Source organism: Lysinibacillus sp. FJAT-14222, assembly GCF_001278875.1.
Taxonomy (GTDB): domain Bacteria; phylum Bacillota; class Bacilli; order Bacillales_A; family Planococcaceae; genus Lysinibacillus; species Lysinibacillus agricola.
Window position 1 is genome coordinate 9392 of sequence record NZ_LIYL01000062.1, and the last position, 8933, is coordinate 18324.

The 8933-nt window shown below is 35.7% G+C and carries 6 protein-coding genes, 3 pseudogenes and 1 riboswitch; of the genes and pseudogenes, 3 read left to right on the forward strand and 6 right to left on the reverse strand.

All coding sequences use genetic code 11. The annotated features are described in order from the left end of the window. Together AN161_RS25605 and AN161_RS30840 are read right to left on the reverse strand one after the other, a co-directional pair. Positions 1-736, reverse strand: a pseudogene (locus AN161_RS25605) (cell wall protein); the annotation flags it as partial. 1418 nt (positions 737-2154) lie between these two features. Next, positions 2155-2391 (reverse strand): annotated as a pseudogene (locus AN161_RS30840) (ArsR family transcriptional regulator). 664 nt (positions 2392-3055) lie between these two features. On the opposite strand from AN161_RS30840, the gene AN161_RS30845 reads away from it, so the two are divergent. From AN161_RS30845 to AN161_RS30275, 3 genes and pseudogenes are all read left to right on the forward strand, one after another. Continuing rightward, positions 3056-3232 carry an HTH domain-containing protein gene (locus AN161_RS30845; RefSeq protein WP_241774653.1) on the forward strand — a complete coding sequence of 59 codons (177 nt, stop codon included), beginning with the start codon at positions 3056-3058 and terminating at the stop codon, positions 3230-3232. 14 nt (positions 3233-3246) lie between these two features. Beyond that, a complete protein-coding gene (locus AN161_RS25615; RefSeq protein WP_053597144.1) occupies positions 3247-4614 on the forward strand; it encodes a helix-turn-helix domain-containing protein in 1368 nt (455 codons plus the stop codon). 427 nt (positions 4615-5041) lie between these two features. Beyond that, positions 5042-5244 (forward strand): annotated as a pseudogene (locus AN161_RS30275) (IS5/IS1182 family transposase); the annotation flags it as partial. Positions 5245-5287: 43 nt separating this feature from the next. On the opposite strand, the gene AN161_RS25620 reads toward AN161_RS30275, so the two are convergent. Genes AN161_RS25620 through AN161_RS25635 form a run of 4 tightly spaced genes read right to left on the reverse strand, consistent with a single transcriptional unit; the run spans position 5288 to position 7901 of the window. Then, a complete protein-coding gene (locus AN161_RS25620; protein WP_053597145.1) occupies positions 5288-6301 on the reverse strand; it encodes a ThiF family adenylyltransferase in 1014 nt (337 codons plus the stop codon). Further along, positions 6298-7065: a thiazole synthase gene (locus AN161_RS25625; protein WP_053597146.1), complete on the reverse strand. Its 768-nt coding sequence runs from the start codon at positions 7063-7065 to the stop codon at positions 6298-6300. Before AN161_RS25625 ends, AN161_RS25620 begins: the two co-directional genes overlap by 4 nt. A gap of 2 nt (positions 7066-7067) precedes the next feature. Next, the gene (gene thiS, locus AN161_RS25630) at positions 7068-7268 is read right to left on the reverse strand and encodes a sulfur carrier protein ThiS (RefSeq protein ID WP_053597149.1); all 201 of its coding nucleotides are present in this window, start codon (positions 7266-7268) and stop codon (positions 7068-7070) included. 6 nt (positions 7269-7274) lie between these two features. Then, positions 7275-7901 carry a thiamine phosphate synthase gene (locus tag AN161_RS25635; protein ID WP_053597147.1) on the reverse strand — a complete coding sequence of 209 codons (627 nt, stop codon included), beginning with the start codon at positions 7899-7901 and terminating at the stop codon, positions 7275-7277. Positions 7902-8633: 732 nt separating this feature from the next. Next, positions 8634-8741: riboswitch (TPP riboswitch) on the reverse strand. Between the last annotated feature and the right edge of the window lie 192 nt (positions 8742-8933).

An 8933-nucleotide genomic window follows, 5' to 3' on the forward strand; every position in this document is an offset into this window, starting at 1 on the left:
CGATGTTGTGTTCTTTCTCTGTTCCCGATGTTGCGAAAGATTCTTTTGCTGTTTCCGATGTTGCGGTAGATTCTTTCTCTGTTCCCGATGTTGCGAAAGATTCTTTTGCTGTTTCCGATGTTGCGGTAGATTCTTTTGCTGTTTCCGATGTTGCGGTAGATTCTTTTGCTGTTTCCGATGTTGTGGTATTAGCACTAACAGCTCCATTTGAAATTACTTTTGTTGTTTTCTTTCCTGAATTCAACGCATCTGCATATTGGTCTACTTTCACACTCGCATCAGCTTCGAGATTTTTCTCTTTATCGCTGACAGGTGTTTTTCCTAACTCAGGAACTGCCTGAATAATCGTTTTGTAGACTTGTCCGGATTTTAATTCTTTGAAATTGTAAGTTAATGTAGCGTTTTGCGCATTATAGATTGGACTCACACCAGCGATTGTTAATGTTGCATCTGGAACACCGTTTGGAATTTGCGAGTAAGTCACGGGAACCTCAGGATGCTTCGGTAGAATCACGACGAGTTTACCATTCGTCAAAGTTGTCTGGGAGCCTGTTACTTTTACATTCAACTCAAAATCAGCTGTTTTTCCAGAAAGTACTTCTTGTTGTAGCGCTTTAAAATCCAGTTCCAAATTTGGTACTTCTGACGCGGCAGCTACTGCAGATATATCAAATTGCTGAAATGACAATAGCACCGACATCATCAGAATCAACGCTTTACTAACACATTCCCTCACCAGCAAGTATCCTCCTTTCTAACTAATTTTAGGATTTTTTTACCAACTTATAACTTTCCACCTTCCTTTATTTAACTTTTGTGATGGTACATTGTCTTCTGTCACTTAAGCTATGCTTTTGATTGTGATTCCTGCCTAATCTCACATGATTTTTATCTAGACTGTAACGAATTCACCATTCGAAAACTGTTCCCGTTAGAAAACACAGGCATCGTCCCATGTCGATTTACCATCCACCATTATCACCGAACTTGAATCCGATTGAATAATTATAGAAGCGGTCGAAGCACAGCGTCATCGCCAATAAGTTTCATCTGACACAAGCATTCATCATAAAGGTCATTAGAGATCCACTCCATAGATTTCCAATGAACCACTTAGACTTTACCAATATACAGCACTTTTATCAGTCATAAATATTTCCTTTATCAAAGGAAATATTGTTTATTTAAGTTGACTTCACAATTTTAAACCTGTCAGCATCAATGCTTTCACATATATTAAAAACAGAAAATCCCATACATTCGTTATCATATTTTCTATATTTCATCACTGAAAACTTCTTAGGAATTGTACATACTTCCATCGGGGAAAGTGAGATGGAGTTACAATATAATATTTGAACCCCTCCTTTGCCGTGTAATCGTAGATTTTGTACGGTTAAGAGAACACATAATACAGTTGGATTTTACTTATCCAGGCGTTTCCATACTCCCTAATATTTCGAAATCCTAATTTAACTACAAAAAAAGGCTAAGACTCACTTGTGATACCAGTGAATGTCTTAGCTTACAACAAAAAGAAATTATACTTAAGATTTGCCTCTACAATTCATAAAGAACACATTTACCCTCTTCTAAAGATAAGAAAAGGTTTCTACAACACTTTCATGATAAAATGCACCAGTGTAATTCTATTACAGTCTATGGAATTCTAAAGTAAATAAATTCTCAATTAATTTACATGTATCAATTACCACTATTCCTCCCCTCCTAATTACTGATTAGTTTTTTATTTCCACGACTATTGCACCTACAAAAGGAAAATCACTAGCAAGAAACCCCTTTGAAATATTTATATAACTCGCTAAAAACTAGATTTCTTTAACAGAAAAGAAACTATTTTACCCCCAAATAGTTTCTTCTCTGTTTATTCACTTTTGCGCGTTACAAAATCATGTACAGCCTTGACATGGCTGGCGTAACAATGCTGTACATAGGAATAGAAGCAACTTAATTTATAGTTACTTTCAAGGAAACACGGGGGAAGGTGAACTCCTCAATTTCGTTCCCTCTATTCCTACAGACAACAGTAGTTTATTTTTAAAATTTAATCTACCCACTATAGTTATATAAAAGTATTTCGCTTTTATATAACTCAGATTACCTAATCAACTATTACTTCATTAAACACCTTAATTATTTGCACCACTTTTCATTACTAATTTGATAATAATTTTCTACATCTTTTCTTTCCTTACTTAAAATTATTCTCCTCATCATTGATAGGTGTTGAAATAATGTTGACTGTCAAATACCTAGAATTCTGGTTAACTGTGTTCCACTTAATGTTTTATGTTTAATTATTTCATTGATAATTTTCAATCGTACTGGGTTCACCATTAATTTTAACAAATATGCATCCTCTTCATACATCACACTTTGGATATCTTGAATATGTACTTATCATTCTCCCTTACTTATATTAGCTTACGTAGCATATCTATCAAAATACATTACATATACAAGGGATTCGGCAGAAACCAAAATGAGAATCATTACAATTACCCATAATATGCTCATTCATAAGATTTCTTTTTCTTCTTTCTACCTTAGGGAGGCAATGTATTAATTGACAGCACCTCCTTAAACCTTCTATTATGATGATAACAAGATCTCAAAACTTATAAACCTTTTTTTCTTCTCTTAACAAAGGAAAAAATATTGTCATATTATATCGAAATACTAGACATATTACGACAATATTTTTTGATATGATTGGCTATTAATCATAAATTTTACCTAAAGGAAGAAATAGAACAAACAAGCAGTAGTAATCGTACCATATCCTAAGAAAAGGGAATTTATAGAAATTAAAACCTTTTGGGACATTTATTTATGAGAGCTGTAAGGACAAACTTAGTATATAATCAGAACTGTTTTTAATAATTTTCTACTTGAAATCATTACTCTTTTCACAAAAAATTTATGTATAAAAAAAATAATTCCTCTTTATTTGTTCAAAAGGTAGACAGATTTTTTATGATGGAGAGTCAATGGGAACTAATAATATTGTTATATATCAAAAAGGGGAATTCCTATGAAACAAAATATTATAACTAAAAGGCAGTTTTTAACATTGGAATATTTAGAAAAAACAACCGGATGGATTAGCTCTGAAGAACTAGGAATCTACATTGGATGTTCATATAAAACTATTCTAAATGAGATTAAAATTATAAAAAAAAACTACCTAAAAATTGGATTTTACATATAAAAAAGGGATATGGTATGAAATTAATTCATCCCAAATATGAAACAGTTGCTAGCATATTTACCCATGATCATAATGATTTAACTTTTCAGCTAATAAATTTATTGGTTGAAAACAGAGGTTATTCTATGGAAGAAATCGGGGAATTGTTATATATAAATCGTAACATGACTGTTGAATTACTCAGGAAAGTGGAACAGATGATTAAACCATTTTTTTTAACTTTAAAAAGTAGGCCCTATTATATTGAGGGAAATGAAGGAAGCGTTCGCTTATTATTATTCGAAATGTTATTTTCAACAAATGATAATTCTTATTTTCAGAGTTTCGCAAAATATCAGGAGATACCGCTAAAGATCAAGATTTATTTAGAGGTAACACACGGAATAACCATTACTCATTTTGGTATGAATATATTTTTAAACTTTATAAAGATTTGTATTTCACGGAGTCAGAAAGGATTTGAAGTGGGAGAACTTCCCTTTGGTATTGAAGAGAAATTAATACAGCAAGGGTATTTTAAAGAGTTTAATAATTTGTTTTTATTATTGGAAGAAATGTTAGACTATGAAATTCCTATAAAAGAACGAGTATGCATTTATTTAGCATTAATACTTTCAGAATTGGAGTATATAAATTCCATTGAATTAGCTCTTGAAAAGTATTCAAAAGTTGACGTTGTAACGGCACTAGAACTATTTGCTGCAGACAAAGATTTTAAGTATTTACATGTTCCTCAAAACGAATGTAAGGAGTTTCTTGAATTTTTACATTTTCTTAAAGAGTATTTAGATTATGATTTTCTATATGATAAAACCTTTGTCATTAAAACGTTTAGTCTTTATTGTATTGCAAAAGTAAGAAGTGTTTTGCCAGAGCTTCAATACTCTCCAAAAAAAACTGTACTAACAGAGATTACTAATGGATATCCTATATTTTCGAAAGAAATAGCAATAATCAGAAAGGATTGGGAGGAGAAAATGGCTTTTAAATGCAATAATAAAGTCTCAATGTTTTTTGCTTTATTATTGTTACAATACATTACTGCAGAAAAAAAATTGCAACCGAATGTTTTATATGTTACATCCCGCTCTCAAATTATCAGTGATTTTACTTTGAATAACTTGAATATACGTTTCGAGGGGAAAGCAAACCTGAAAATGAAACCTGTTTGGGAATTACATGAATCTACTATGATATTTAAAAATATAGATTTAATTATAACAGATACTGTTTTACCATTACTGTTAAAAGATATTCCCATCATCTTAATTGATAATAACCCTTCAAATAAAGAGCTTTTAGAAATTAAATATGCTTTAAATCAATGTATGAAAACAAAGATGGACTGTTTTCTTTTCAGTAAAGATATAATTTCATCGTAATCACCTATATAGAACTATATCATAATGACCTTTCGAAAAAAACAAAAATCGTCAGGTCTTTTTGGCGTATCTGAATGTGAAGTGGTGAGGGATATCCTTCACCACTTCACATTCATAAAAATATAAATTATTCTTTAAATAATGTTGACTAATCGTAAGAAGAGTCTGGGACAAAACCCTCCTCTGAAAACTAATAAGAACCACCTCTAATAATATAAAGTACATCACATACCAAATCTCAGAAAGAAAGGTTCTTACGTTCAAATTATAAAATGAATCAACTATTTTACCTTTAGATTTAGAGGTAATCGACTTTTAATACTTAATAGAATTTAAAAAATCATAATTAGTTACTATGATTATTAGCAATTCATAAGTTTTTCAGTACCCTTACGAAATAAGGGGTGTCTAGCTTATCACCCCCGAATTTTCTGATCATAAAATTGCAGCGCCTTTAAAAAATAGTATTCGGATGATGTGGCTTGTACAAGGATATGAACCAACCTATTGCACAATTAATCGTTCCATATCCAATCGGAAGTAAAAGAATTAATTCGCCAATGTTTTGTCCAATTCCGCTGCCAGCTTGTGCAAAAAAAGTTCATTAATCAAGAAGCAATTTTTATTGATGAATAACAAAAATACATCCCGCAATGATGTTTTTAATAAAATATTAACCCATCAACTTGGCCGCAATCGTTTTAGCTTTGACATCGTCCTTGGTGCCGTGGATCAACATGCGACCGTCACGGAAAAGAACAATTCGGTGGCCACTAAAATTGCATGCCAAAAGGTGCATATTACAAATGAGTCCGGTTACGATTGGATGAATGACTTCGGCAATCTGCCTTAATTCCACTTTCCGATCTTGAGACCATGTCAATTGGACAGTATCCCGACCACATAAGACTGCCGTTCTTGTCTGACTTTCCATAGATAAAAATGGATATATTGCATCTTTCGAACAGCTCAGACAATCAGAACGCCGAAGCGATGTTACATCTATCGCGGCCTGATCGCCAGTCCAAAGATCAAAAGATTTCAAGTTGGAATCCACTTCTTCACCGACAAGATATTTGAATACATTCGTTACTTGATGAGCTGCAACCACCTGGATGATCGGACTGATAACTCCTGCTGTATCGCATGTAAGTGTTTGTGACGGAAGTGTGTCCAACAAACAATGAAGACAAGGACGCTCCCCTAATCCAATTGGATAAGTCAATCCATAACTGGCAACAACCGCTCCCATAAAAAATGGAATGCTCAGCTTCCTTGATGCATCATTCATTAACAGTCTCGTTTCTATATTATCTGTTGCATCTACAATCAACGTTTTTCCGCTGACAAGATCTTCGGCATTTTTTGCTGTGACATCAGCCACAATTGTTTCTACATCAACCGTGCTGTTAATTTCACTTAGCCGCTTCTTGGCAGCAACAGCCTTAGGGAGCTGGTCTATTACATCTTTTTCAATATAAAGCTGCTGCCGCTGCAAATTGCTCCAGTCAAGAATATCCCTGTCAACAATCGTAAGCTTCCCAACACCCGCGCGTACAAGCATCTCTGCACTTGCCGAGCCAAGCGCCCCTGCCCCAATGATTAAAATGTGAGCCTGGCCAATTTCCTTTTGGCCTTTTTCTCCAATCGGTTCAAATAATTCCTGCCTTGAATAGCGGCTGTTCACGACGGGAGCACCCCTTCAAGAGGACTGCTTGCCACAGCATAATCTCTTTCCTCGATCCGGCCAGCTTCAAAACCCAAGCGGCCGGCTTCAATGGCTAGCTTCATCGCTTTAGCCATTTTTATAGGATCATTCGCCCCAGACACGGCGGTGTTCAATAGAACGGCATCAGCTCCAAGCTCCATAGCATACGCTGCATCTTTTGGTGAACCAATGCCAGCATCGACAATAACAGGAACTGAAGATTGTTCAATAATAAATTTCAAATTAAGCGGATTTAAAATTCCTCTTCCGGAACCGATCGGTGATGCACCCGGCATGACCGCATGAACACCAAGCTCTTCCAACCTTCGTGCCAAGACAATATCGTCCGACGTATAGGTGAGCACAGTGAACCCTTCTGCCAACAGCATATCAGACGCTCTCAACGTTTCAATTGGGTCAGGTAAAAGTGTCCGATCGCAACCGATAATTTCGACCTTTATCATGTCACACAGCCCTGATGCTTTGGCTAATTTTGCCGTCCGTACCGCATCTTCAGCAGTTTTGGCTCCTGCCGTATTTGGAAGTAATGTATATTTGGATAAATCTAGCATTTCAAGAAAGTTTGGCTGCGACGGTTCAAATACGTTCATCCTTCTTACGGCAAATGTAAGAATTTCAGCATCGGACACATGGACTGCTTCCTTTTGTATTTCAAAAGACGGATACTTTCCTGTCCCCAGTAAAAGTCTTGATTGAAAAGTTTGATCTCCTATTTTTAACATGTTCATCCTCCTCCTACAAAATGGATCATCTCCACTTGGTCACGTTCGCGAATGGGGCGATCATATTGATCTTTTTGAACAATCTCCTTATTTACTTCAACAATCACGATCCGCTTGGAAAGCTCGAAATGCTCAAGTAATTGCTGAACGGTTGAAGCATCTTTGGGTAGCTTATAAACTTTACCGTTTAATGTAATATTTATCAAAATTTAACTCCTCTCAACCTTTTGATAAGCAATAGCTTGTCGACAAGCCTCGTAATATTCCTTTGTAGCCGATACCGGATCATCACTTTCAAAGATTGTTGACATGACAGCTATTCCATTTACTCCGATATCGTGCAGCATGTCGATATGTTCAGTTTTGATTCCTCCGATTGCATACAAATCAACTGTCACTTTTTTCGAGATTTCTTGAAGTTCAGAAAGCCCGCGGGGTTCTACACCCCTTTTGCAGTTCGTTTCAAATACATGTCCATATAGCAGCCAATTGGCTCCAGCATACGAAGCGCGTTCAGCCTCTATAGCGGAATGTACTGATTTTCCCGCGAGTAACTGTGGAAAATTGTCTTTCGCTTGCGAAATGGAAAGCCCGTGGCCTGGAAGCTGCACCCGTTGAATATTCGAGGCAACAGCCACATCCACCCTGTCATTCACAATTAATTTATCCTTACTGACTTTTGCTTCAGTCAATGCCGTAATCAACTCTATGTATTCATTTACTGTTTTCGTCCGTTCTCTGATAATGAAATAATCTACAAACGGTTCTGTATCAATCATGATTTTAGTTAAATGATCCACCTTGAACCGATCATTCGTCACGGCTATCAGCTTCAATCACATTCCCCCTATTGAAAACACATAAAAAAATCGAGTAGGAGGCTAATCATTATTTGATTAGCCGACTCACACCACCATACTTACAGTCCCGTATATGGCGGTTCAATCTCTTAAGTATCGGAGCTCATAAAGTTGGCTTAGGTCTTTCAATCCCCACTTTGTGAGCTTTTCATTTGTTAAAGCTCCGATGTATGATCTCGCTTCTCGATAGTCGCCAATATCCTTTCCTTGAATTTGCTGTTTTCATCGCATCATCATGGTCGATTCCATACTGACGTAGTTTCGTGTACCTTGTTTTTGGTTGCTTCCATCGTTTCTAAATCAGTTGACGCAAACGATGATTTAACCAAGCTTGTATTTCTTTTATAGCCACCCTCTTTACCGGTTGCGATTGGTAACGATTCTATCGATTACATTGATACCATCTTGTTTTTTCATCTCAATGTCTACATCCCTACACGCTCTTATATACACTCACACCTCCAGATTATTCCTTTATAAGCAACTCTCTTTCGGTCTTTACCTCAGTGCTTTCTTTGTTTCGACGAGATGTCTTCACCTCCTTGTTCTTTCAAGATTTAAGATTGTTCGGTCCTTCACTCTCGTTAGAGAACTACTATGACATTTGCAGACTTCTCTTATGGACTTTCACCACCGAATTGTTGAACATGCCGGGCGCGCAAAAAAACCACTTTCCTAAGCGAGGAAAGTGGTACTTTAAATAAAATATAAAGTAACATAACACTTCCCTACGCAGGCTCAAACCTGATCAGGTTATAAGGGTATCAGAGTACACTCTTCTCTCAGTCCTTTAAAAGGATTCCCCTAGTGATTTCGCATTTTTAAATTTTCTGAGTATAAGTATCGTAACATAGAAACTAAAATTATGGAAGTATGTGGAACATTCAAACTTCCAAGAAACCGGTTATTTACATTTAGCGGAATATTATTTACTCAAACTTCGCACCAATATAAATCGGCTTAATCATTGAGCTTGTTTGGTTCTTTACAATTTCAATAGGATTCTTG